A 24,015-nucleotide genomic window follows, 5' to 3' on the forward strand; every position below is an offset into this window, starting at 1 on the left:
TCGTCGCCCGCGCCCTTCGGCTGGCCGGCAGGCCGGCCGCTCAGGATGAACTGCCCGGAGGGCAGGCGGGGGCCCCGCTTCCTTCGCGCCACGGCTGAAGAATAAGCGGGATCCCCGCCTTCGCGGGGATGACGAGGTGATTTTACAGGAATCGCAGGCGTCGTTCGAAAGCGCTCAACACGCGACGACGTTGATCGCCAGCCCGCCCTGACTGGTTTCCTTGTACTTGCTCGACATATCGAGCCCGGTCTGCCGCATCGTCTCGATCACCTGATCGAGCGACACGCGCGGCGTTTCCCCGGCGTGCAGGGCCAGCTTCGCAGCGTTCACGGCTTTCACTGCGGCGATGGCGTTGCGTTCGATGCAGGGGATCTGCACCAGCCCGCCGACCGGATCGCAGGTAAGGCCAAGGTTGTGCTCCATGCCGATCTCGGCTGCTGCACAAACCTGCACCGGGGTGCCACCCCAGACCGCGGCGAGGCCCGCCGCCGCCATCGAGCAGGCCACGCCCACTTCGCCCTGGCAGCCCATCTCCGCGCCGGAGATCGAGGCGCGCTGCTTGTAAAGCAGGCCGATTCCGGCGGCGGTCAGCAGATAGCGGCGCGCCTTGGAGGGGATCGCCACGTTGCCGTCGCTGCAATACTGGCGCAGCAGCGAGGGGACGATGCCCGCCGCGCCATTGGTGGGCGCAGTGACGACGCGGCCGCCGCTGGCGTTTTCCTCGTTCACCGCCATGGCGTAGAGGTTCAGCCAGTCCATCAGCGTTTCGGCCTGATTGTCCTGCGGGCGGGCGATCAGCTTCTGGTGAATGGCACGGGCGCGGCGGCGGACCTTGAGCGCGCCGGGCAAGTGCCCTTCACGCGAAAGTCCCTCGTCGATGCAGCGATTCATGGCATTGGCAATGACGTCGAGCCCTGCGCAGGTCTCTTCCTCGGGCCGGCGCGCCGCTTCGTTGGCCATCATGACTTCGGCGATGTCCAGCCCGCTCGCTTCGCAGACCGCCAGCAGTTCGGCGCCCGACGTGAAGGGGAAGCGCACCGGAGGACCGTTGACCACCTGATCGTCCGGAGCAGGCTGTTCCAGCTGGTGGCGGCTGGAATAGAAGCCGCCGCCGGTCGAGAAATACTCGCCGCGCGCCAGTTCCTCGCCCGCAGTGTCCCATGCCGTCAGCACCATGCCGTTGGGGTGGAGGTCGGGGATGTGGTCGAAATCGAGGATCAGGTCGCTCTTGCAGTCGAAGGCGATTTCGTGACGGCCCAGCAGCATGATCCGGCCGCTGGCATGCACTGCGGCAGCGGCGGCATGGGCTTCGGCCGGCTCGGCGGTTTCGGGTTCGAAGCCGATCAGGCCCATCAGGCAGGCGTCGGGCGTGCCGTGGCCTTCGCCGGTCAGCGCCAGCGATCCTTGCAGGTCCACGCGGACGCGGGCGATCGCTTCAAGCTGCCCGGCGGCTTCGATTCCCTGCAGGAAGCGCATGGCGATGCGCATCGGGCCGACGGTGTGCGAACTGGACGGGCCAAGGCCGATACGGAACAAGTCGAGCGCGGAAATCACGGCTGAAACTCACGAAGGTCATGGAAGGTCATGGCAGGGAAAGTCACGGGGGGCACGCTCTCGCGATATTTTTTGAAGTGGCGTGGATAAGCCAGATAGGCCGGGATGCAATTCTAAATCCCGGCGTACCACGCGTAGCGGCCGTTATCCTCCCAGTAGCCGCCCTTGCCGCCGTAGATACCGTCCAGCGCGGCGACCGCTTCGATGCGCGTGACGAACTTCGCGTGCTTGTAGCCGAGCTGCCGCTCCACGCGCAGCCGCAGCGGGGCGCCGTGCTGTTCCTCCAGCGGGCGGCCGTTCATGGCCCAGGCCAGGATTGTCTGCGGGTGGAAGGCGTCCACAAGGTCGATCGATTCGTAATAGGGCCGCCCGCCGTAGAGATCGGCGCAATGGAACACGAGATAGCGCGCTTCCGGCCGCAGCCGCGCGAGATCGAGCAGGGTGGCGAGGCGCGGCCCGGTCCATTTGCCGATCGCGCTCCAGCCCTCGACACAATCGTGGCGGGTGATCTGGGTGCGCTGGGGGAATTGCCTGAGCGCGGTGAGCGGCAGCGTGAGCGGACGCTCTACCATGCCGTCCAGCCGCATCGCCCATTGGGAAAAGCCCTGCGCGAAGTGGGCGCGGTAGATGGGATCGGCGACGGCAAGACTGCCATTGGCGCGGAAGGTGGGCGACATCTGCGATTCGGCGAACTCGCGGGCGAGCGCATCGCCGGCCAGCCCGCGCTGTGTCACGCGGTGGAGATCTTCCGCCTGTCCCAGAAAATCGAGCACTTTAGGATCGCGCGTCAGCCGGTCGCAGCCGGAGAGCAGCAGCCCGCCAGCGCCCACCGCTCCGGCCTGAATCAGCCGCCGCCGCGAGAGGATCAGCTTGCTCACGATTCCCGCTCCTTTGGCAGGCGATACCAGCCCGTCACCATCGAGCGCAGTTCGTTGAACGGCCCCGCCAGCAGCACCATGGCGATGTGGACGACAAAGAAGCCGACCAAGGCAAAGGCACAAAGGAAATGGATCGAGCGCGCCGTCTGCCGCCCGCCGAACACTTCCGTCACCAGCGGCAGCCACGCATCGGTGCCGGGCGAGAGGGCGAGGCCGGTCAGGATCATCAGCGGCAGCAATCCGAACAGCACCCCGGCATAGGCGATCTTCTGAAGCGTGTTGTAGCGCAGCGCCGCCGCGCCGGTGGGCAGGCGCAGCCGGGCGTGGTCCATCACTTCCTGCCACACATGCCGCAGCCGCCATTCGCCCCGCGTTATATGAATGTCGCGCTGGATATGCCGGTTGACGAGCGACCAGATCAGGTAGGCCGCCAGCCCCAGCGAAAGCACCCAGGCGAAGGCGAGATGCCATGTCCGCGCATCGGCCAGGCTGTAGGCGGAAGGAATCGTCGCCCAATAAGGAAAGGCGCGGCGATGCGGGGTGCCGTCGGGGTCTTTCCAGTAACCGAGCAGCCCGGTCGTCTCGACCCGGTGGCCGGCCACTTGCAGATAGCCATATTCATACGTGCCGATCCGAGCGGAGCCGATCTTCAGCCACGGGGTATCGAAATTCGCGCCGTATTCGCCCCAATAAAGCCGGGCATGGGCGTTGAAGATCATCAGCCCGCTCATCAGCATGATCAGCAGCGTGACCGCATTCGTCCAGTGCCAGAGCCGCGTCGAGAGCCGGTGGCGCTTCACCAGATCGCCGCCATGCGGGGCTGCCTGTTGGAGGGGAGGCGATTCGGCGGGCGTGTCAGCAGGCGGGGCGATGTCGCTCATGATCCCAGTTCGCCTCACGCCTGCTGCCGGTTACAGGCTGATTCTACGCGCCAAAGAGATGAAGCGCCACCTGCCGGCGATGCGGCATGCGGCGATGCTCGGCCAGATAGATGCCCTGCCACGTTCCCAGCGCCATCCGTCCGTCGATCACCGGAATCGACAGGTTCACGCCGGTCAGCGTGGCCTTGAGGTGCGCCGGCATGTCGTCCGGTCCTTCATCGTCGTGGTCGTAATGCCTGCCTTCCGGCGCGATGCTGTCCAGCCATGCAACCAGATCGCTGCGTACCTCGCCCGCGGCATTTTCCTGAATCAGCAGGGAGGCGGAGGTATGGCGGCAGAGCAGCGTCAGCAATCCTTCGCCGATGCCGCTCTCGCGCTGCCATGCGGCAATCGCCCGCGTGATATCGGTCAGGCCTCGGCCGGGGGTGTCGAAAGTAAGGATCGCGGTCGCCTGTCTCATCATCAAGCCATCCTGATCGCAGGACTTCTCCCGATCAAGCACCCGCTCGTGGGACAAATATGTCTCATTTCGGCAACAGGAGGCGAGTAGAAAGACCGAAAATTTCTCGCTTGACGTATTGGGAAGGTGATGGAACGCAGCAAAGTTTGAGGGCTTCCATGTAACTTTACAGGGGCAGCGTCGGGACCATGGAAATCGCGGATTCCTGCGGCCTTAGCCCCTATCGCCCAGCGGCCCCGGTGCCCCGATCTGGCACTTTTTGTCCCACCTTGCTCGCGCAGGCGATTGATCTACCCATATCTGCCGCGTATTGCCGCGCACGGCGACGGGCCGGCAGACCGGCACGGTGTCTGTCGTCCGCAAGGATCGTTCGGTCGCAGGATATGCCGGAAATCGGCGCATTCACACGGCTTCCGGACGGCCGCGAGATGAGCCCGGACAATCACCGGGCCGCTCGGGTCTCACGCAAGGGTTGGTCATGAGTTGGCTTAGCAAAGTACGCAATTCCCTCGGGAACCTGAAGAAGCGGGATACGCCCGACAACCTGTGGACCAAGTGTCCCGGTTGCGGCGAGATGCTCTTCACCAAGGAGTTCGAGGACAACCTCTCGGTCTGTCCGCGCTGCCAGTATCATGGCCGCATCGGCGCGCAGGCGCGCTTCGACCAGCTTCTCGACGCCGGTTACGGCGTCCTTTCGGCGCCGCGCGTTCCGGAAAATCCGCTCAATTTCCGCGATTCCAAGAAGTATTCGGATCGCCTCAAAGCCGCTCGCGCCGCCAACGTGTTCCCCGATGCGCTGACCAATGCGCTCGGCACGATCGAGGGCCGCAAGGTCGTGCTCGGCGTGCAGGACTTCGCGTTCATGGGCGGGTCGATGGGCATGGCCGTGGGCGAGGCTTTCGTCGAAGCCGCCGAACGCGCCATTGCCGAGAACTGCGGCTACGTCATTTTTACCGCCGCGGGCGGCGCACGCATGCAGGAGGGTATCCTCTCGCTCATGCAGATGCCCAAGGCGACCGTCGCGATCCGCCGCCTTGCGCGGGCGGGTCTGCCCTATATCGTCGTCCTGACGGATCCCACCACCGGCGGCGTCACCGCCAGCTATGCGATGCTGGGCGATATCCACATTGCAGAGCCCGGCGCCCTTATCGGCTTCGCCGGCCAGCGCGTGATCCAGGACACGATCCGCGAGAAACTCCCCGACGGCTTCCAGCGCGCCGAGTACCTCCATGCCCACGGCATGGTGGACATGGTGGTCCACCGCAAGGACCTCAAAGGCACGCTGGCATCGCTGCTCGGTTATCTTGAACGAAAGGAAGTTGCGTGAACATCGACAGCGCGCTGGTACGCGAGCTCGCCGAGCTCCTGGCTGAAACCGGTCTGACCGAGATCGAGGTCGAGGACGGCGAACGCAAGATCAAGGTGACGCGCCAGGTTGCGCAGCAGCTCGTCGCTGCCGCCGCCCCGGCATTCCCTTACCCGGCGCCCGCCGCGGCCCCGGCTGCTGCCGCCGCTCCGGCTGCCGAAGCTGCTGCCCCGGCCGCTCCGGTCGATGCGGTGAAATCGCCGATGGTCGGCACTGCCTACCTCGCGCCCGAGCCCACCGCGCCGAACTTCATCAGCGTCGGCCAGCAGGTGAAGGCCGGCGACGTGCTGCTGATCGTCGAAGCCATGAAGGTGATGAACCAGATCGTCGCGCCCAAGGGCGGCACGATCCAGGCCATTCTCATCGACAACCAGCAGCCGGTCGAATTCGACCAGCCGCTCGTCGTGATCGCCTGAGGACCATAATCTGATGGCCATCAAGCGCCTCCTGATTGCCAACCGCGGCGAGATCGCGCTGCGCATCCACCGCGCCGCGCGCGAGATGGGCATCGAAACCGTCGCGGTCCACTCGACCGCCGACGCCGACGCCATGCACGTGCGCCTTGCCGACCATGCGGTCTGCATCGGCCCGCCGGCGGCGAAGGATTCGTATCTCAATGTCGCGGCGATCATCGCCGCGGCCGAGATCACCCATGCCGACGCGATCCACCCCGGCTACGGCTTCCTTTCGGAGAACGCCCAGTTCGCCGAAATCGTCGAGGCGCATGGCCTGATCTGGGTCGGCCCCAAGCCCGAGCACATCCGCACGATGGGCGACAAGGTGGAAGCCAAGCGCACCGCCGGCGCGCTGGGTCTGCCGCTGGTTCCGGGTTCGGACGGCGCGATCGAGGATTTCGCCGTCGCGCGCGATCTGGCCGAGACGATCGGCTACCCGGTCATCATCAAGGCCGCTTCGGGCGGTGGCGGCCGCGGCATGAAGGTCGTGAACTCGGCCGAGGAACTCGAAAGCCAGATGGGCCAGGCCCGTTCGGAGGCGAAGGCCGCCTTCGGCGACGCCACCGTCTACATGGAAAAGTACCTCGGCAACCCGCGCCACATCGAATTCCAGATCTTCGGTGACGGCAAGGGCGAGGCGGTTCACCTGGGTGAGCGCGACTGCTCGCTGCAGCGCCGCCACCAGAAGGTGCTGGAAGAAGCGCCTTCGCCGGTCATCACCCCCGAAGAGCGTGACCGCATGGGCGGCATCGTCGCCAAGGCCATGGCAGACATGGCCTATCGCGGCGCCGGCACCATCGAGTTCCTGTGGGAAAACGGTGAGTTCTACTTCATCGAGATGAACACCCGCCTACAGGTGGAGCATCCGGTGACCGAAGCCATCACCGGTGTCGACCTTGTTCGCGAACAGATCCGCGTGGCCGAAGGCAACCCGCTTTCGTTCCGCCAGGAAGAGATCGAGTTCAAGGGCCACGCCATCGAGTGCCGCATCAATGCGGAAGACCCGTGGAACTTCACGCCTTCGCCGGGTCAGGTCACGGCCTACCACGCGGCGGGCGGCATGAACGTGCGCGTCGATTCGGGGCTCTATGCGGGCTACCGCATCCCGCCCTACTACGATTCGATGATCGGCAAGCTCATCGTCTCGGGCCGTACCCGCAAGGGCGCGATCATGCGCCTGAAGCGTGCGCTGGATGAAATGGTGATCGACGGCGTCAAGACCTCGATCCCGCTGCATCAGGCGCTGCTGGACGATCCCGAGTTCCAGAGCGGCGATTATACCATCAAGTGGCTGGAAGAGTGGCTGGCGAAGCGCGCCTCCTGAGGCGCGTGGGTAACAGACCTGAACGGATAGAGCATGATCTCGTTTCTTGAATTCGAAAAGCCGATTGCGGAACTGGAAGCGCGCATTGCCGAACTGCGCGCTACCGCCAGCGGCAGCGATCTCGACATCGCTTCCGAGATCGGCCGTCTGGAAAAGAAGAGCGCGGCGCTGCTGAGCGGCACCTATGCCAAGCTCTCGCCCTGGCAGAAGACGCAAGTGGCGCGCCATCCGCAGCGCCCCCACTTCGTAGACTATCTCGCGCTCGGCTTTACCGAGTTCGTGCCGCTGGGCGGTGACCGTCTCTATGGCGAAGATCAGGCGATCATCGGCGGTCTGGCCAAGCTCAATGGCCGCAAGGTCATGCTGATCGGCCACGAGAAGGGTTCCGACACCACTTCGCGCATCCGCCACAACTTCGGCATGGCCAAGCCCGAAGGCTATCGCAAGGCGATCCGCCTGATGGAAATGGCCGGCAAGTTCGGCCTGCCGGTGGTCACCTTGGTCGATACCGCCGGCGCCTTCCCCGGCGTCGAGGCCGAGGAACGCGGTCAGGCGGAAGCGATTGCCCGTTCGATCGAGGCCTGCCTTGGCGTGCCGGTGCCGATGGTCTCGGCCATCGTCGGCGAGGGCGGCTCGGGCGGCGCGGTGGCGCTGGCAGCGGCCGACCGCGTGCTGATGCTCGAACACTCGATCTATTCGGTGATCTCGCCCGAGGGCGCCTCGTCGATCCTCTGGCGCACGCCGGACAAGGCCCCCGACGCGGCCGAGGCGATGAAGGTGACGGCGCAGGATCTGCTCTCGCTCGGCGTGATCGAGCGTGTGGTGCCCGAGCCGACCGGCGGTGCACACCGCGATGCCGGCAAGACCGCGCAGGCGCTGCTGGGCGCGATCGAGCAGGAACTGGACACGCTCCGCGTGCTGCCGACCAGCGAACTGCTGGCCCGCCGCGAGGAACGCTTCCTGAAGATCGGCCGCGCCTGAGTTCAGGCTTCGATCTGAGATTTCGCACGGCGCGGGAAGGGCAGGGCTCTTCCCGCGCCGTTTGCGTCTGGGGGCTTTGGGTTTCCGCCGTTTACGGCTTACACCCACCTATCCAATAACCATCTCGTCGCCCCCGCGAAGGCGGGGGCCCCGCTTTTCTTGAATTCGCGCAGAGACGCGGAGACGCAGAGATGGTGGTGCAGTACCAACCCCTCCGCGCGCCCAAAAAGAAGAAGCGGGGTCCCCGCCTTCGCGGGGACGACGAAGTTTATTGGGCAGACGACGTTTATTCGGCAAAGGTGGTTATTCGGCAAAGGTGGTCCGCTCAGTTCCTTCGGCGTGGCGATCCGAGTGTGCCGCACGATCAACCGAAACACCCACCAATCCGCAACCGATTATATAAAAACATTTGGCTTTTTGCCTCGGTACGTGTTTGGTGTCCGCGAAAGCCCGAAGCCGGGCGGTGACATTGAAAGGGACGAGGATGAGCAACGGGGCGAAACTGCGCGCGCGCACGGCATGGATGGGTGCTTGCGCTCTGGCGGTCATCGCGACATCGCAGGCGGCAACCGCGCAAGTGGCCGGGCCTTTCGACCTTGCCGTGATCCCCGCCAGCCCCGTCTGGTCGCGCGACGTCACCGTTCCGGCGGGTGACTGGACGCTCTCTTTCTGGGCCTCGCTCGATGGCAATGACGGCGGCACCTTGGCGACGCTCGCCGGCAAGGACAGCGATACGGCGCTTGTCTCGGTCGCAGTTACCGGCGGCAAGCCGGTGCTTAGCGCCAATGGCCAGACCGCCAGCGGCACGGCGCTGCGCGGCGGCCAGTGGCACCACTTTGCACTCGTCAGGAGTGCCAAGGGCCTGACGCTTTCGGTCGACGGCAAGCCCGCTGCAACGCTGGCGCAGCCGCTTACCGCGCAGCCTGCTCGCCTGCTGGTCGGTTCCGCGCCGGCCCCCGCCGCCCGTCTCGCCGGCCTGCGCCTCGATGCCGGCGTCATCAAGGCCACCGGCGCGCAGCCCAATCCGGCGCTGATCCAGTTTGCCGAAACCAGCCCGCGCTGGCCCCTGCAGGTGCGCCAGATGCAGGGTCAGGTCACCCCGCAGCCCGTATCGACGCTGCCGCGCGGCGCCGCGCCGGACAAGCCGGTCGCCAAGCCTGTGCCGCAAGTCACCCCGCTCGCCGAAGCGGGTGCAGGCAAGTGGACGCTGCAGAAGTGGACGCTCGCCGCCGCGCCGGATGTGAACGGCGATGCCGCTGCGATCTCGCGCCCCGGTTTCGGCGATGCCAAGTGGTACGCCGCCACCGTCCCCGGCACCGTGCTGACCACGCTCGTCGATCGCGGCGTCTATCCCGACCCGGCGCATGGCCTCAACAACCTCGTGATCCCTGAGAAGCTGGCGCATCAGGACTACTGGTACCGCACCGAGTTCGATCTGCCCGCCGGCGCCAGCGGCCGCCACCTCGAACTGCTGCTGAACGGCGTCAACTTCGCGTCGCAAGTCTGGGTCAACGGCACCGAGGTCGGCACGACCAAGGGCGCGTTCGTGCGCGGCAAGTTCGATGTCTCGCCGCTGTTGAAGCCGGGCCGCAACGCGATTGCCGTGCGCGTCTCGCCGCCGCCGCGCCCCGGCGTCGCCCATGAGGAATCGCTGACCTCCGGCGTAGGTGAGAACGGCGGCATGATGATGCTCGACGGGCCGACCTTCGGCGCCTCGGAAGGCTGGGACTGGATCCCGACCATCCGCGACCGCCAGACCGGGCTCTGGCAGGACGTGCAATTGCTCGCCAGCGGCGATGCGAAGATCGGCGATCCGCAAGTCGTCACCACGCTGCCCAAGGCGGACAACAGCGTGGCCGATATCGAGATCACCGTGCCGGTCACCAACTTGTCCGACCGTGCCGTGACCACCACCGTGCGCGCCGCGTTCGACGATGTGGCGGTGGAGCGCAGCGTGACCGTGCCCGCCCGCCAGTCGGTGGCCGTGCGCTTCTCGCCCGAGACCGACGGCGCGCTTGCGGTGAGCAACCCGAAGCTGTGGTGGCCGAACGGCTACGGCGCCCCGGCGCTGCACATGCTGCACCTGACTACTGCGGTCGACGGCCAGCCGTCGGACAGCAAGGACGTGCGCTTCGGCATGCGCCAGGTCACTTACGAATTGTCGCTGGTGGACGGCGAGGGCAAGCTTGACCGCGTTGCCATCGATTTCGAAAAGGCCCGCAAGCTAGGCCAGCATATCGTCGATGAGCGCCACGATGCGATCCGGCAGGTGCCGGGCGGCTGGGCCTATTCCTTCGTCGCCGGAGCGGAAAAGTCGCCCGCCGTTACGCCGATCGCCGGGGATGAGGGGCTTTCGCCCTTCCTCGTCCTGCGCGTCAACGGTGTGCGCATCGCCGCGCGCGGCGGCTCGGTGGGCATGGACGACTTCATGAAGCGCGTCGATCGCGCGCATCTGGAGCCCTATTTCAAGCTGCACCAGGACGCCCACGTCAACGTGATCCGCAACTGGGTGGGCCAGAACACGCAGGCCAGCTTCTTCGATCTGGCCGACGAATACGGCCTGATGGTCATGAGCGATTTCTGGGAATCGACGCAGGACTACAATATCGAGGCGCAGGACCCGACGCTGTTCCTGGACAATGCGAAGGACGTGGTTTCGCGCTTCCGCAACCACCCCTCCATCGTCCTGTGGTTCGGCCGCAACGAAGGCGTGCCGCAGCCGATCCTGAACGAAGGGCTGGACGATCTATTGCGCAAGGAAGACGGCACGCGCCTTTACATGCCCTCTTCCAACCGCATCAACCTGCACGATTCCGGGCCCTACAACTGGCGTGAGCCGGAGAAGTACTTCACCGAATATTCGAAGGGCTTCGCGGTCGAGGTGGGGACGCCCTCGTTCCCGACGCTGGAATCGTGGGAACGCGCGATCCCGGCCAGCGAGCGTTGGCCGATCAGCGACACCTGGGCCTATCACGACTGGCACCAGACCGGGAACGGCGCGGTGAAGAGCTTTACCGACGCCATGGACCGCGAATTCGGCAAGCCCACCAGCCTCCCCGATTTCGAACGCAAGGCGCAGATGCTGGAATACGAAAGCTACCGCGCGATCTTCGAAGGCATGAACGCGGGGCTCTGGACCACGAACTCGGGCCGCATGCTGTGGATGACGCAGCCGGCATGGCCCAGCTCGGCCTGGCAGGGGTTCTCGTCCGATTACGACACTCACGGTGCGTTCTACGGCATGAAGAAGGCGTCGGAACCGGTGCACGTGCAGATGAACCTGCCCGATCACAAGGTAATCCTGGTCAACAACCGCATGGCCGCGCTGCCCGGCGTGACGGTGCGGGCGACGGTGCAGGCGCTCGACGGGCGCACGCTCGCCACGCGCGATGCGAAGGTGGACGCGGTGGCCGGCAAGGTGGCCGATGCCTTCACGCTGGACCTTGCGCCGCTGATGGCATCGGGCCCCGTGCTCGTGCGTCTGGAAGCGCTGGACGCGTCCGGCGCCCGGCTTTCGGACAACTTCTATTGGCAGGCCGCCAGCGACGAGGCGCTGCAGGCGCTGAGCACGATGGCGCAAGTGCCGCTGACGGGCGCGGCCAAGGTCAGCAGTGGGATCAGCACCGATGGCAGCGATACGAAGATCGTCGTCACCCTGACCAACCCCGGCAAGACCGCCGCGATCCAGACCAAGCTCACGCTGTTCGACGCCAAGGGCAAGCAAGTGCTTCCCGCCTACTTCTCGGACAACTATGTCTCTCTGCTGCCGGGCGAAACCCGCGAGGTGACGGTGACTGCGCCAAGCGCGCTCGCGGGTGGTTCACCCTCGGTCAAGCTGCGCGGCTGGAACGTCGCGGCCCAGACCATTGCCGTGGGGAATTGATCTTGAAGCGTAATCTCGCCTGTCTTGCCCTGTCCGCATTCCTGCTGCCCGCCGCGGCAATGGCGCAATCCGCGCCGATCGCTCCTGCCGCGCCCAGTGCCGCCGCCAATGCCGGGATGCAGGCGGCGGAGGAGCGGCTCCATACCGACTGGGCCTGGACCGCGCGCTACCGCGAGGCGAACGCCGTGGATGCCGTCAAGGCGCCGCGCCCGCGCATCGTGCTGATGGGCGATTCGATCACGCAGGGCTGGTACGACCTTGACCGCGCCTTCTTCACGCCGGGCCGCATCGGCCGCGGCATCGGCGGGCAGACGACCTCGCAGATGCTGCTGCGCTTCCGGCAGGACGTGATCGACCTGAAGCCCGATGTCGTCCAGATCATGGCCGGCACCAACGATATCGCCAGCAACACCGGCCCGATCAGCGACGAGGCGATCCAGGGCAATTACCGTTCGATGGTGGAACTGGCGCAAGCACACGGCATCCGCGTGATCCTCGCCTCGATCCCGCCGGCGGATCAATTCCCCTGGCGGCCGGGGCTGGAGACGGGCATGCATATCGTCAAGCTCAACACCTGGCTGAAGAGCTATGCCGCCAAGACCGGATCGGTCTACGCCGATTACTGGACGGCGATGAAAGGCTCCGGCCTCGGCGCGCGCGAAGGGCTGACGTCGGACCACGTGCATCCCACCGTCGCCGGCTATGAAGAGATGAACAAGGTGGCCGAGGCCGCGTTCAAGGCCGCGATGGCCAAGCCCGTTCCCCGCCCGATCGCGGCGGCGAACATCCCATGAGTCTCGCCCTCGTCGCGCTGGCCCTGGCGTCGGCAACGGCATCCGCACCCGCATCTGGGCCTGTCGTGCAGACCGACGCCGGCGCTGTGCAGGGCGCGACCGGCGCGGACGGGCGCGCGATGTTTCGCGGCATTCCCTTCGCGGCGCCGCCGGTCGGCGATTTCCGTTTCCGCGCCCCCCAGCCGGTCCCGCACTGGCAGGGCGCGCGCGAAGCCGTGAAGTCCGCGCCGGCGTGCCTGCAGGTCGATTACGGCTGGAATCACGAGGCCGCGGCCTATCAGTCGGAAGACTGCCTCTACCTCGACGTCGCGACACCCACGCTGCGCCCCGCCAAGCCGATGCCGGTGATGGTGTGGATCCACGGCGGTGGCAACCGCGCAGGCGGCGGGCCGGGTCCGGCCGCGTCGCCCATCGTCGCGCGCGGCGTCGTGCTGGTGAGCGTGCAGTACCGGCTTTCGGCGCTGGGCTTCATGTCGCACGCGGCATTGGGCAAACAGTCCGGCAACTACGGGCTGATGGACCAGCAGGCGGGCCTGCGCTGGGTACAAGCGAATATCGCGCGCTTCGGCGGCGATCCGGCCAACGTCACCATTTTCGGCGAATCCGCCGGCGGGCAGGATGTGGGCCTGCAGATGCTCTCGCCCGGCGCAAAGGGCCTGTTCCACAAGGCGATCGAGGAAAGCGGCACCGCCGGTTTCGGCCTGCCGCCGCGCTCGCTGGCAGAGAACGAGGCGGTGGGGGCGATCATCGCCAAGGCCGCCGGCGCGCCCGAGCACGCCACCGCCGCACAGCTCCGCGCCTTGCCGGGCAAGGCCCTGATCGATGCCGCCGAGCATGCCGATGTGCCGAACCTGGATGACGACAGCTTCATCTGGCTTCAGGCCGTGGTCGACGGCAAAGTGCTGACCGAAACGCCTGCTGCCTCGCTGGCGAAGGGTGTGGGCCGGGATATCCCGTTGATCCTTGGCAACAACCGCTATGAACTCGGTCTCTATGGAACGCCGGAACGCGCCATAGAGCAAGTTTTCGGCGGTAACGCCGGCGCCGCCAAGGCGGCTTACGGCCTTGCACCGGGTGGTACGCCCCCCGGCGATCTGGCGTTGCGACTGGCCAACGATCTGACCTTCCGCTGCCCCGCGCTCCATGTCGCTGCCCAGCGGACCCGCAGCGGTGGACCGACCTGGCATTACCAGTTCGATATCGACGGCCCGGGCGACAAGCCGGTGACGCACGGCTCCGAAATCCGTTTCGTGCTGGCGGAGGAGGGCGCCGCTCCCGACGCAGCGGCGCCGCTCGCGGCCTATTGGACGAACTTTGCGCGCACCGGCGATCCGAACGGTCCGGGGCTACCCGAATGGCCGCGCTTCGGCGCGCGGGGGACCAGCCTTGAACTGGCGGCGGATGGCGTACGGCAGGTCGAAGGGTTATCCGCCCAGACCTGCGCCTTGCGGGCAGCGCCCTGAATTCTTGTCCGGGCCGGGCTCCGGCTCGGCCCGGTATGCTTGTTGCGCCACCTGCAGAGTCCGAAGCCGGGGCGGAAGGGGGCAAGGCGGCCTAGCAAGGCGGCCTCGCCCGCGAAAAGCAGCCCCTTCGCGCCTTTGCGCGGCCGCCTTCAGGCCTGCGCCGTCGCCTCTTCCACGCTCCACAGCAGCGCCGCGCCGCGCACGCCTGAGCTGTCGCCCCAGCGCGCCTGCACGACATCGCCCGTCCATGCGCCCGAGAAGGTGCGCGCGCGGATGGCTTCGGCCAGTCCTTCGTAGATCGGCGCGACGTTGGACATGCCGCCGCCCAGCACGATGGCATCGGGGTCGATCAGGTTGGCCACTACCGCCAGCCCGCGCGCCAGTCGGTCGCGGTAGCGTTCGAGCGCGGCCTTGGCTTCGGCATCGCCGTCCAGCGCCGCCTCGACGATGGCGGGAGAATGGAGATCGCGCCCCGTCGCCGCCGTAAAGGCGCGGCGGAACCCGGTGCCGGAAACCCAGGATTCGAAACAGCCGCGAAGGCCGCACCAGCAGGTGGGGGCGGGCAGTTCATCGGGCTGGGGATCGGGCAGGGGCATATGGCCCAGTTCGCCGGTCAGCCCATGCGCGCCGCCGATCGCCTTGCCGTCGATCACCAGACCGCCACCGCAGCCGGTGCCGATGATCAGCCCGAATACCGATGCCTTGCCTGCGGCCGCGCCGTCCACCGCTTCGGACAGGGCGAAGCAGTTGGCATCGTTGGCAAGACGTACCTGACGGCCCAGCACCTGTTCCAGATCGTGCTGGAAGGGCCGGCCGTTGAGATAGACCGAATTGGCATTGCGGATCAGCCCGGTGGCCTTGATCGCCGATCCCGGCGTGCCGATGCCGATCAGCGCCTGACGGCCGAGCCGGCCTTCCACGGCGGCGACAAGATCGCGCAGCGTGGACAGCGCCGCATCATAGCTATCGGGCGTTTCCGTTCGTTGCCGGTGGAGCACCGCGCCTTGTTCGTCGAGAGCGGCCGCCTCGATCTTGGTGCCGCCGAAATCGATACCGATGCGCAGCGTCACGGTGCTGCCCTGCGCATAATGCGCTTCATAAAAAGCCCTCTCCTGTCGCGTTCGCGCTTCCCGATCGGGCGCGCGCCGCTTCGTGCCATGAGCAGGCATCATGGCAGGTCGAGAAATTAAGACAATTTCTTTTTTTTAGATTTCGACCGAGCGGCCCGCCTGCATCAGAATCGTGTCCGAAGGCAGCAATTCGTCCAGAAACGGCAGGATCGCGGCGCCGATCGCAGGGGCATCGCTGGCCATCTGCGCAGGCTGCACCGGCACCCGGTTGGGCATCGTCACCTGACCCAGCGCCGCCTCGATCCGCGCCGAAAGCCGTTCGATCAGGGGCAGCGGCAGGCGCCCGCCGATCAGGATGGCGTCGGGGTCCAGCAAGCAGGAAACCGCCGTCAGCGGCGCGGTAAGGGCGCGGGTGGCATCGGCGATCCACTGGTCCACGGTGGTGGCCATGATCGGATCGAGGGCCAGCAGATCGTCCAGTTGTTCAAGCTGACGGCCCGCCAGTTCCAGCCGCTCCTCGATCGCGGAAAGCGAGACGGTATCCTGCACCACCGCGCCCGGCGTGGCGCAGCCGGGATCGGGCAGCAGGCCGATTTCACCGCTGCGAGAGCGGGCGCCGCGATAGTAGGAACCGTCGATCACCGGGCCGCCGCCAAGGCCCGCGCTGATCAGCAGGTAGAAGAAACTGGGCCGTTCCTGCCCGCCCACGCCTTGCGCCTCACCCAGCGCCGCCGCCGCCGCGTCGTTGTCGACATGCACCGGCCAGGGCAGCACATCCTTCAACAATTGGGAGAAATCCACGGCGCTCCAGCTTTCGTAACCGGCCGGCTTGTGGGGCAGGGCGATCCCGCCCAGATCGTCCGGCCGCGCGATACCGACACCCAGCACGCGCTCACGATCCACTTTGCCCGCCGCCAGCAACCCGTCGAGTTCGTCGGCGACGATCGCCACCACGTCTTTCGGCAGGGCGAACCGCACATCGCGGGTAACCCGGCTGCGGACCTCTCCGGCAAGGTCCAGCGTGACCAGCGTGATATGGTCGCGGTCGACATTCAGGCCGATGGCGAAGGCGCCGTCCGGGTCGATCGCCAGCCGTAGGGCGGGCTGGCCGCGTCCGCCGTGCTTGCGGCCGATCTGGGCGACAAGGCCCATATCCTCCAGCCGCGTGGTGATATTGGCGATGGTCGGCGGGGTCAGCCCGGTCTGGTTGGCCAAGGCGATACGCGTGGTTTCGCCGGCCAGACGGATCGCCTGAAGCACGATGCGCTGGTTGTAATCGCTGGCTCGCGCCAGGTTGGTGCCGGAAAGCGAGACAGCCAGGCGTTTTCCTTGCCTTACGCCATCGCGCGGGGTGCCCGCGCCCGCTTCCGATCGTGCCGTCTTCGGTTTTCCGCCGACGTTATCCGCCTGTTTTATAGCCATTTCGCCAGCCTCTCGGGTGCGATCCTCTTTTTTCATCCGCCCTGAATACAACCAGTCTGTCATGCAAACTAACAAAAAAGAAAAAATTTAAGTTGACGGCCTGGGGGTTTGCGCGGATGTCTAAGGCAACACGAGTCACAAGAAACCTCGTGGCAGGAGAGGAACCGAACACGGCCCCTGGCCGACCCCTCTCCGCAAAAAGAACGAGAAGCACGCGAGGCGCGTGTGAGGAGAGGAGTTTTGGGGGAATGACCCGACATGGTTTCCTGAATCGTGGCGTGCTGCTGACGGCGACGTCGATCGTGGCGCTGGGTACGGCGCATGGCGCCTTCGCGCAGGAGGCGGCACCCGTCGTTACCGGCGCGGCAACGCGTCTGGCGATGGCCGATATCGGCGCTGCTGCACCTGCCGCCGCTGCTCCGCAGGCCGCAACTGATGCCCCTGCAGACGCCGCCGATAGCGGCGAGATCGTCATCAGCGGTATTCGCGGCTCGCAGGAACGCGCGGTCGCCATCAAGCGCGAAGCGACTTCGGTCGTCGATTCGATCTCCGCCGAAGACATCGGCAAGCTGCCCGACGTCACCATCTCCGACTCGCTTCAGCGCATCCCGGGCGTGCAGATCCTGCGCAGCGCCGGTGAAGGTTCGACCATCAACATCCGCGGCCTGCCGCAGGTGGTCACGCTGATGAACGGCGAAACCTACCTGGGCGCGCAGTCGATCACCTCGGTCCAGCCGAACTTCAACGACATCCCCTCGCAGCTGTTCTCCGGCGCGGACGTCATCAAGTCGACCACCGCGAACCTGCTGAACGCGGGCATCACCGGCACCGTCAACTTGCGCACGCGCCGTCCGTTCGACCTGAAGGAAGGCTTCACGTTCGCCGCCGCTGCCGAAGGTTCCTACGGCGACAAGACCAAGCACGAGTTCGATCCGAACTTCAACGGCCTGATCTCGTGGCACAACGATCGCTTCGGGTTCCTGGTCTCGGCCGCCTATTCGAATGTCCGCCTGTCGAACTCGCACAACGGCATTCAGGAAGGCTACGGCGCGGCGCTGCATAACGAAGGCACTGCCGACGTCACTTCGACCAACGGCTTCTCGCCCGCCAACCGCCCGCGCGGCACGGCCGTGGCCGGCGGCGTGGACGTCAATGGCGATGGCGATTCGAACGACGCCTTCATCGTCCCGCAGGGCTTCACCGGCTGGAACAAGATCAACCAGCGCGAACGCCTGGGCATCAACGGTTCGGCCCAGTGGGAAATCAACGACGCGCTGACGCTGACCGGCGATGCGTTCTTCACCAAGCAGGACGAGCACGACCGCACGGCCGGCTTCCAGATGCAGAACGTGAACTGGCAGGCGGCGGAATTCGTGCCCGGCCAGTCGCGCGATACCGGCGCCACCGTGGTTGGCAACGACGGCCGCACCTACAACGTCAACACCACGCAAGTGTACGACTACGATCTGGGCAACTTCGATTCCTATGCCCAGACCGACCGCTATCGCTCGCAGTCGCAGAACTACAACCTTGAGCTGAAGTTCGACAACGGCGGCCCGTTCAAGGCCAGCCTGCGCGGCGTCTATGGCAAGGCGCACCAGTACTACGACCAGAGCTACACCCAGTTCAGCATGACGAACGGCCAGCAGTGGCAGCCGGGTGGCATCGGCCACTATCCGGATGGCGACCGTGAGTTCAATCCGAACGGCTACACCGTCAACACCATCGCCGGCCTGAACTCGCTGCCCGCCACGGTGGACTTCTCCGGCAACAAGCCCGTCTTCACGCTGCCTTCGCAGCTGCTGAGCGAACTGGGCGACATGAGCAACTACGCGCTCAAGACGCTGTCGTCGGAAGGCAACTTCCGCAAGAACGGCGACATGAAGGTCGTGCGTGCGGACGGTTCGTACGAAGCCAATCCGAACGTCACCGTCAGCTTCGGCGCCCGGTATTCGGACCGCTCGGTCAGCGACTATGAGTTCGACCGCGCCGCGCCGCTCTATGCCGGCCAGGCCAGCAATCCGAACGGCTGCCTCGTGAAGTGGAAGGCGTTCGACGTGCCGATGAGCGACAGCTCGTGCAGCGCGGGCGATGCCTCTGGCTACTTCACCGCCGGCCTGACCCGCCCGGCAACCGATCCGACGCTGTCCGGCATGGTCAAGCTGTTCAACCCCGGCGTTGCCGGCGTGCCGAACATGTACGTCCTCAACCCCAAGGCGATGGACAACGCGCAGGCCTATCAGGACAGCTTCTACCCTGGCAATGTCGAGGTGATGAACCCCGGCTCGTCCTACCAGGTGGGCGTCAAGCAGATCTCGGGCTATATCCAGACCGACTTCAAGGGCGATCTGTTCGGCCTGCCGTTCTCGGGTAACGCGGGCGTCAAGATCATCAACACCAAGCTGGACGTGACGCAGTACGTCACCGGCAGCCCGCAGCCTTACGGCCTTGCCAATACCCTGGCGGGTACGGTCGAGACCAAGCGCAGCTTCACCGACATCCTGCCGGCCTTCAACGTCGCCTTCGATTTCGCGCAGAACCTGAAGTTCCGCGTCGCCTTCTCGAAGACGATGACGCTGCTCGATCTCAACCAGTGGGGCGGCGGTCTGACCCCGAACTACGCGATCGACACCAGCAACCCCGGCTCGCCGGTGTTCCGCGTGACCGGCGGCAGCCAGAACGGCAACCCGCTGCTCGATCCGTGGCGCGCGACCAATGTCGAAGCCTCGCTGGAATACTACATGGGCCGCGGCAGCTTGCTGAGCCTGGGCGCGTTCCATATCGCGGTGGACAGCTTCATCCAGAGCGGCAACGTCATCCGTACCGACCTGCCCGACAACGACGGTGTGGTGCGCGGTCGTACCGTGTCGATCAGCACGCCGGTGCAGGGCACAGGCGGTACGCTGCAGGGCATCGAGGCGGGCGCCAAGCTCTCGTTCCTCGACCTGAACTTCATGCCGGACTTCCTGCGCAACTTCGGTATCGACACCAACTTCACCTTCTCGCCGTCCGACACGGGTGAGAAGGATCTGGCTGGCAGCAAGATCCCGTTCCAGGATAACTCGAAGATCCAGACCAACGCCGCGCTGTTCTATCAGGACTCGCACTTCCAGGCCCGCATCGCATGGAACTTCCGTTCGAAGCGCGCCGTGCAGTCCGACTTCGGCGGCATCCAGGGCCTTGAAATGTACCAGGCGCCGACCAACTACGTCGACGCTTCGGTCAGCTACGACGTCACGCCGAACGTGACCGTCTATGCGCAGGGTTCGAACCTGACGGGTGAGTACGAGAAGTACTACCTCACCTGGAAGGACGAGAAGGCCTACAACAACATCTTCGAGCGTCGTTACACCGCTGGCGTCCGCGTCAAGTTCTAACAGCTCCTCCCCCCTTCCCCCCGCCCACTCCTCCTCCGGGCGGGGGGATCCCTTTTTCAGGCAGCATCGGTGAGGTTTACAGCCTAACAAGCTTGCCGGGAGAGTAAGCCATGGCAAACGAACCGATTCGTTCGATCCTCATCGTCGGCGGCGGCACGGCCGGCTGGATGGCGGCGAACCTGCTGGCGACGCGCCTGCGCCGCCTTCCCATCGAAATCACGCTGGTCGAAAGCCCCGACATCCGCACCGTCGGCGTGGGCGAGGCGACCGTTCCCGCGATCCGCGACTACTTCAAGGCCATCGGCGTGACCGAGGCCGAAGTCATGCAGGCATCGCAAGGCACCGTGAAGCTGGGCATCGAATTCCGCGACTGGCGGGCGCCGGGCACCAGCTTTTTCCATCCTTTCGGCCGCTACGGCGTCGATGCCTTCTCGGTGCCGTTCCACCAGTATTGGCTGAAGCGCCGCATGGCGGGCGACCAGACGCAGCTCTCCGAATATTGCCTGCCGACGCAGGCGGCGATGCGCAACCTGATGCTGTTGCCGCCCGAACAGCCCGCCAACGACCTGGGCGTGTTCGACTGGGCGATCCACTTCGACGCGGGCCTGTTCGCTCGCTTCCTGTCGCAGCGCGCGCGCGACCTGCTGGGCGTGCGCCACATCGAAGGCACCATCTCCGGCGCCAGCCGCAATGCCGAAAACGGCCGCATCGCCTCGGTCACGCTGAATGACGGGCGCACGCTGGAAGCCGATCTTTTCGTCGATTGTTCGGGCTTCCGCAGCCTGCTGCTGGGGCAGACGCTGGAAGTCCCTTACGAGGACTGGACGCATCTGCTGCCGTGCGACCGTGCCGTGGCGATGCCCTGCACCCATGGCGACGAACTGACGCCCTACACCCGCAGCACCGCGCTGGCCGCCGGCTGGCAGTGGCGCATTCCGCTGCAGCACCGCGTCGGCAACGGCTATGTCTATTCCAGCCGCCACATCTCGGATGACGAGGCGACCGCCACGCTGATCGCCAGCCTTGAGGGCGAGGCGCTGGCAGAGCCGAACATGCTGCGCTTCCGCACCGGGCACCGGACCAGGGTGTGGGAGAAGAACTGCGTCGCCCTCGGGCTGGCGGCAGGCTTCCTGGAGCCGCTGGAATCGACCTCGATCGTGCTGATCCAGAGCGGCATCGAGCGCCTGCTCGCCCATTTCCCGGACAGCGATTTCGATCCCACGCTGGCGGACGAGTTCAACCGCATCACCGCGCTGGAATATGCGCGCATCCGCGACTTCCTCTTGCTGCACTATTGGGGCGGCCAGCGGACCGAACAAATGTGGCAGGAGTGCCGCGCGCTGGGCCTGCCGGAAACGCTGGCGCAGCGCATCCGCACCTTCCAGGGTTCGGGCAAGCTGCCGCGCTTCGAATGGGATTCGTTCCAGGCGCCCAGCTGGCTGTCGATGTTCGCCGGTTTCGATATCCTGCCGCAGCGCTACGACCCGCTGGCCGATCAGTTTTCCAACGAGGAACTGGCCGGATCGTTCGAACAGATGCGCGCCGCCATTGCCCGTGCGGTGGCGCAGGCCGGCACGCATGAAGAGTTTATTGCAGAGACTTGCGCCGCGTCTGCTGCGCAATATGCTGCGCCCCAATCCGCGCTACACTCCGCCTAGGAAAATCGATGCGACTGACGCTTTCCCTTCTTGCCCTGTCCTGCGCCGCCGTGCCCTTCGCTGCGGCGTCGGCTGACGCGCCGCTGCCCGCTGCCGCGACCGCGCATCCCGAACTCTGGCCCAAGGCCAAGAGCGTCGGCCTCGTCGATCCGGAGACCGAGGCGAAGATCACCAAGATGATGGCCGAAATGTCGGTGCGCGAGAAAGTCGGGCAGATGATCCAGCCCAGCATCGCCTCGATGAAGCCGGAAGAACTGCGCGAATATCCGGTCGGCTCGATCCTCGGCGGTGGCAACGATCCGCCGCTTTCGGGCAACGATCGCGGCCCCGCCAGCGACTGGATCGCCACCGCCGAAGCCTTCCGCCAGATCTCGATCGAGAAGCGCCCCGGCCACGTGCCGATCCCGGTGATCTTCGGCATGGATTCCGTCCACGGCAACTCGAACGTCTTCGGCGCCACGATCTTCCCGCACAACGTCGGCCTTGGCGCGATGCGCGATCCGGCGCTGATGGAAAAGATCGGGCAGGCGACCGCTGCCGAAAGCGCCGCTTCGGGCTTCGACTGGGCCTTCGGTCCCACCGTCACCGTGCCGCAGGATGACCGCTGGGGCCGCGCCTACGAAGGCTATTCGGAACGACCCGAGATCACCCGCGAATATTCCGCCGCCATGGTGCGCGGGCTTCAGGGCGCCCCGGGGCAAAGCCGCATCCAGAACGGCAATGTCGCCGCCTCGATCAAGCACTTCCTGGCTGACGGCGGCACCCATGGCGGCATCGATCAGGGCGACGCACAGGTCCCCGAAAAGGACCTGATCGAGCTTCACGTGCCCGGTTACGTCAGCGGCATCGATGCCGGGGCGATGACGGTCATGGCCAGCTTCTCCTCGTGGAACGGGGTGAAGAACCACGGCAACAAGACGCTGCTGACCGATGTGCTTAAGGGCCGCCTCGGCTTCGAAGGCTTCACCGTGGGCGACTGGAATGCGCACGGCCAGATCCCCGGCTGCACCAATGGCAATTGCCCGCAGACCTTCAACGCCGGCCTCGACATGGCGATGGTGCCGAACGACTGGAAGGACCTGTTCAACAATACGCTGAAGCAGGTGCAGGACGGCACGATCCCGATGGCCCGCGTGGACGACGCGGTGCGCCGCATTCTGCGCGTGAAGTTCAAGCTGGGCCTGTTCGATCCGGCGCGCCCCTATGAGCAGCGCAGCGAACTCGGCGCACCGGCCCATCGCGCCATCGCCCGCCAGGCGGTTTCGGAATCGCTGGTGCTGCTGAAGAACAACGGCGCCCTGCTGCCGATCAAGCCCGGCCAGAAGGTGCTCGTCACCGGCACCCATGCCGACGATATCGGCATGCAGACCGGCGGCTGGACGATGTCGTGGCAGGGCACCGGCAACACCAATGCCGACTTCCCGGGCGCCACCTCGATCTGGGGCGGCCTCAAGACCGCGATCGAGGCTGCCGGCGGCACCGCCACGCTCAGCGCCGACGGCAAGGTGACGGGGCCGAAGCCCGACGTTGCCGTCGTCGTCTTCGGTGAAACGCCCTATGCCGAAATGGTCGGCGATATCTCCACGCTGGAATTCCAGCCGGGCGACAAGCAGGCGCTGGCGCAATTGAAGGCGCTGAAGGCGGCGGGCATTCCGGTGGTTTCGGTGTTCATCTCGGGCCGCGCGCTCTGGGTGAATCCGGAGATCAACCAGTCCGACGCATTCGTCGCCGCCTTCCTGCCGGGCTCGGAAGGCGAAGGCCTTGCCGACGTGCTGGTGGCCAAGAAGGACGGCACGCCGAACAAGGATTTCCGCGGCAAGCTCAGCTATTCCTGGCCGAAGAACGCCGGCCAGTTCGCCAACAACGTGGGCCAGCCGGGTTACGATCCGCAGTTCGCCTATGGCTATGGCCTGACCTACAAGGACAAGACCGCGGTTCCGCAGCTGAGCGAAGTGGCCGGGCTCGATGCCTCGCTCTCCAACGTCTCGGTCTACTACCTGCCGGGCAAGGTGCTGACGCCGTGGAAGCTCGCCACGGGCGGCGCCGTCGCGGTCAAGAACGTCGATGGCGGCGGCACGCAGGAAGGCGCGCGCCAGCTCACCTTCTCCGGCCCTGGCGAAGTGCGCATCGAAGGGCCGACGGTCGACCTGAATCGCCAGAGCAACGCCATGCTCAGCTTGCGCATCGACTACCGCATCGATGCCAAGGGCGCCGTCGCACCCAAGCTGGGCATGGGTGAGACGTTCCTTGATGGCGGCAAAGTCTTCACCGCGGCGCCAGGCCAGTGGGCCAGCGTCAAGGTCTCGCTCTCGTGCTTCGCCAAGGCCGGTGCGGACATGACGAAGATTGCGCGCCCCTTCGTGCTGCAAGGCAATGCGGGTCAGGCGATCGCCATTTCCACCATCAAGCTCGATGCCGATCCCACCGGCGCGATCTGCCCTAACTAAGT

At 65.9% G+C, this 24,015-nt stretch carries 16 protein-coding genes; 10 read left to right on the forward strand and 6 right to left on the reverse strand.

Features of this window, described 5'->3' with window-relative positions; translation table 11 throughout:
* Window positions 1-174: 174 nt before the first annotated feature.
* The 4 genes from ACZ1JV_RS10110 to ACZ1JV_RS10125 all read right to left on the reverse strand — a co-directional run bounded on the left by ACZ1JV_RS10110 (window position 175) and on the right by ACZ1JV_RS10125 (window position 3,773).
* The gene (locus tag ACZ1JV_RS10110) at window positions 175-1,554 is read right to left on the reverse strand and encodes an L-serine ammonia-lyase (protein ID WP_465151452.1); all 1,380 of its coding nucleotides are present in this window, start codon (window positions 1,552-1,554) and stop codon (window positions 175-177) included.
* Window positions 1,555-1,667: 113 nt separating this feature from the next.
* Window positions 1,668-2,435, reverse strand: coding sequence for a molybdopterin-dependent oxidoreductase (locus ACZ1JV_RS10115; RefSeq protein ID WP_465152540.1), 768 nt, complete (start codon window positions 2,433-2,435; stop codon window positions 1,668-1,670).
* Entirely contained in the window at window positions 2,429-3,313 is an 885-nt protein-coding gene (locus ACZ1JV_RS10120; RefSeq protein WP_465151453.1) for a cytochrome b/b6 domain-containing protein, read from the reverse strand. Before ACZ1JV_RS10120 ends, ACZ1JV_RS10115 begins: the two co-directional genes overlap by 7 nt.
* A gap of 43 nt (window positions 3,314-3,356) precedes the next feature.
* Window positions 3,357-3,773, reverse strand: a complete 417-nt coding sequence (locus ACZ1JV_RS10125; RefSeq protein ID WP_465152541.1) for a secondary thiamine-phosphate synthase enzyme YjbQ — start codon at window positions 3,771-3,773, stop codon at window positions 3,357-3,359.
* 478 nt (window positions 3,774-4,251) lie between these two features.
* On the opposite strand from ACZ1JV_RS10125, the gene accD reads away from it, so the two are divergent.
* The 7 genes from accD to ACZ1JV_RS10160 all read left to right on the forward strand — a co-directional run bounded on the left by accD (window position 4,252) and on the right by ACZ1JV_RS10160 (window position 14,039).
* Window positions 4,252-5,100 (forward strand): acetyl-CoA carboxylase, carboxyltransferase subunit beta, encoded by an 849-nt coding sequence (gene accD, locus ACZ1JV_RS10130; RefSeq protein WP_465151454.1) that lies wholly within the window; start codon window positions 4,252-4,254, stop codon window positions 5,098-5,100.
* Window positions 5,097-5,555: an acetyl-CoA carboxylase biotin carboxyl carrier protein gene (gene accB / locus ACZ1JV_RS10135; RefSeq protein ID WP_465136499.1), complete on the forward strand. Its 459-nt coding sequence runs from the start codon at window positions 5,097-5,099 to the stop codon at window positions 5,553-5,555. Before accD ends, accB begins: the two co-directional genes overlap by 4 nt.
* A 13-nt stretch (window positions 5,556-5,568) precedes the next feature.
* Entirely contained in the window at window positions 5,569-6,918 is a 1,350-nt protein-coding gene (gene accC / locus ACZ1JV_RS10140; RefSeq protein ID WP_465136498.1) for an acetyl-CoA carboxylase biotin carboxylase subunit, read from the forward strand.
* A gap of 33 nt (window positions 6,919-6,951) precedes the next feature.
* On the forward strand, window positions 6,952-7,899 hold the full coding sequence (locus ACZ1JV_RS10145; protein ID WP_465136497.1) for an acetyl-CoA carboxylase carboxyltransferase subunit alpha: 948 nt from the start codon (window positions 6,952-6,954) through the stop codon (window positions 7,897-7,899).
* Window positions 7,900-8,383: 484 nt separating this feature from the next.
* Window positions 8,384-11,782: a glycosyl hydrolase 2 galactose-binding domain-containing protein gene (locus ACZ1JV_RS10150; RefSeq protein WP_465151455.1), complete on the forward strand. Its 3,399-nt coding sequence runs from the start codon at window positions 8,384-8,386 to the stop codon at window positions 11,780-11,782.
* A 2-nt stretch (window positions 11,783-11,784) separates the two neighbouring features.
* Window positions 11,785-12,576: a GDSL-type esterase/lipase family protein gene (locus ACZ1JV_RS10155; protein ID WP_465151456.1), complete on the forward strand. Its 792-nt coding sequence runs from the start codon at window positions 11,785-11,787 to the stop codon at window positions 12,574-12,576.
* Window positions 12,573-14,039 carry a carboxylesterase/lipase family protein gene (locus tag ACZ1JV_RS10160; protein ID WP_465151457.1) on the forward strand — a complete coding sequence of 489 codons (1,467 nt, stop codon included), beginning with the start codon at window positions 12,573-12,575 and terminating at the stop codon, window positions 14,037-14,039. The genes ACZ1JV_RS10155 and ACZ1JV_RS10160 overlap by 4 nt, the downstream gene beginning before the upstream one ends.
* A 149-nt stretch (window positions 14,040-14,188) precedes the next feature.
* Here the strand turns inward: ACZ1JV_RS10160 and ACZ1JV_RS10165 are convergent, their stop codons facing one another.
* Together ACZ1JV_RS10165 and ACZ1JV_RS10170 are read right to left on the reverse strand one after the other, a co-directional pair.
* Window positions 14,189-15,109, reverse strand: coding sequence for an ROK family protein (locus ACZ1JV_RS10165; RefSeq protein ID WP_465136493.1), 921 nt, complete (start codon window positions 15,107-15,109; stop codon window positions 14,189-14,191).
* A gap of 135 nt (window positions 15,110-15,244) precedes the next feature.
* On the reverse strand, window positions 15,245-16,531 hold the full coding sequence (locus tag ACZ1JV_RS10170) for an ROK family transcriptional regulator (RefSeq protein ID WP_465151458.1): 1,287 nt from the start codon (window positions 16,529-16,531) through the stop codon (window positions 15,245-15,247).
* 248 nt (window positions 16,532-16,779) lie between these two features.
* Between ACZ1JV_RS10170 and ACZ1JV_RS10175 the strand changes: the two genes are divergently transcribed.
* The 3 genes from ACZ1JV_RS10175 to ACZ1JV_RS10185 all read left to right on the forward strand — a co-directional run bounded on the left by ACZ1JV_RS10175 (window position 16,780) and on the right by ACZ1JV_RS10185 (window position 24,013).
* A complete protein-coding gene (locus ACZ1JV_RS10175) occupies window positions 16,780-19,908 on the forward strand; it encodes a TonB-dependent receptor (protein ID WP_465151459.1) in 3,129 nt (1,042 codons plus the stop codon).
* A 110-nt stretch (window positions 19,909-20,018) separates the two neighbouring features.
* Window positions 20,019-21,566, forward strand: a complete 1,548-nt coding sequence (locus tag ACZ1JV_RS10180) for a tryptophan halogenase family protein (protein ID WP_465151460.1) — start codon at window positions 20,019-20,021, stop codon at window positions 21,564-21,566.
* 8 nt (window positions 21,567-21,574) lie between these two features.
* Window positions 21,575-24,013: a glycoside hydrolase family 3 protein gene (locus tag ACZ1JV_RS10185; protein ID WP_465151461.1), complete on the forward strand. Its 2,439-nt coding sequence runs from the start codon at window positions 21,575-21,577 to the stop codon at window positions 24,011-24,013.
* The last annotated feature ends 2 nt before the right edge of the window (window positions 24,014-24,015 follow it).

This window comes from Novosphingobium sp. BL-S-19, from assembly GCF_055521675.1.

Excerpts from the sequence above, each read along its gene's own strand:
- ACZ1JV_RS10120 (WP_465151453.1), bottom strand. The coding sequence starts at position 3,313 with ATGAGCGACATCGCCCCGCCTGCTGACACGCCCGCCGAATCGCCTCCC.
- ACZ1JV_RS10125 (WP_465152541.1), bottom strand. The coding sequence starts at position 3,773 with ATGAGACAGGCGACCGCGATCCTTACTTTCGACACCCCCGGCCGAGGC.
- accD (WP_465151454.1), top strand. The coding sequence starts at position 4,252 with ATGAGTTGGCTTAGCAAAGTACGCAATTCCCTCGGGAACCTGAAGAAG.
- accC (WP_465136498.1), top strand. The coding sequence starts at position 5,569 with ATGGCCATCAAGCGCCTCCTGATTGCCAACCGCGGCGAGATCGCGCTG.
- ACZ1JV_RS10145 (WP_465136497.1), top strand. The coding sequence starts at position 6,952 with ATGATCTCGTTTCTTGAATTCGAAAAGCCGATTGCGGAACTGGAAGCG.
- ACZ1JV_RS10150 (WP_465151455.1), top strand. The coding sequence starts at position 8,384 with ATGAGCAACGGGGCGAAACTGCGCGCGCGCACGGCATGGATGGGTGCT.
- ACZ1JV_RS10160 (WP_465151457.1), top strand. The coding sequence starts at position 12,573 with ATGAGTCTCGCCCTCGTCGCGCTGGCCCTGGCGTCGGCAACGGCATCC.
- ACZ1JV_RS10170 (WP_465151458.1), bottom strand. The coding sequence starts at position 16,531 with ATGGCTATAAAACAGGCGGATAACGTCGGCGGAAAACCGAAGACGGCA.
- ACZ1JV_RS10175 (WP_465151459.1), top strand. The coding sequence starts at position 16,780 with ATGACCCGACATGGTTTCCTGAATCGTGGCGTGCTGCTGACGGCGACG.
- ACZ1JV_RS10180 (WP_465151460.1), top strand. The coding sequence starts at position 20,019 with ATGGCAAACGAACCGATTCGTTCGATCCTCATCGTCGGCGGCGGCACG.
- ACZ1JV_RS10185 (WP_465151461.1), top strand. The coding sequence starts at position 21,575 with ATGCGACTGACGCTTTCCCTTCTTGCCCTGTCCTGCGCCGCCGTGCCC.